The following is a 460-nucleotide window of genomic DNA, read 5'->3' as shown; positions in this document are numbered from 1 at the left end:
GGCCTGGCTGATCGGCGTGCCCTGGCACGATGCGGCGCTGGCCGGCAACTTCATCGGCGAGAAGCTGATCTTCAACGAGTTCGTCGCCTATGGCGATCTCTCGCCCTACCTGAAGGACAGCACCAAGGTGATGGCCGCCGGGCTGCAGGTGCTCGACCCGAAGACCATCGCGATCGTAACCTTCGCGTTGTGCGGCTTCGCCAACTTCTCGTCGATCGCGATCCTCGCCGGCGGCTTCAGCGCAGTGGCGCCGGAGCGGCGCTCCGAGGTGGCCCGGCACGGGCTGCGCGCGCTGACCGCCGCCACGCTGTCGAACCTGATGAGCGCGGCGATCGCCGGCCTGTTCTTTTCCCTGCATTGACGAGCGAGATTCGCATGATGGTTCCCGCAGTCGACCATCGGGCGCGCAAGCAACTGGCGCAAGCCGCGTTGACGGCGCTGCACCTGATCGATCTGACCT

At 66.3% G+C, this 460-nt stretch carries 1 protein-coding gene; it reads left to right on the top strand.

Annotated features, from left to right (window positions below; genetic code table 11):
- A partial coding sequence (locus tag FQ755_RS14340; protein WP_313957453.1) for a nucleoside transporter C-terminal domain-containing protein occupies nucleotides 1-361 on the top strand: 361 nt, incomplete at its 5' end.
- Nucleotides 362-460: the final 99 nt, after the last annotated feature.

The organism is Paraburkholderia sp. BCC1885 (genome assembly GCF_900996235.1).
Lineage (GTDB): Bacteria > Pseudomonadota > Gammaproteobacteria > Burkholderiales > Burkholderiaceae > Paraburkholderia.
Note: the sequence above shows the minus strand (reverse complement) of the source record. Positions and strands in the feature narration are given on the sequence as shown.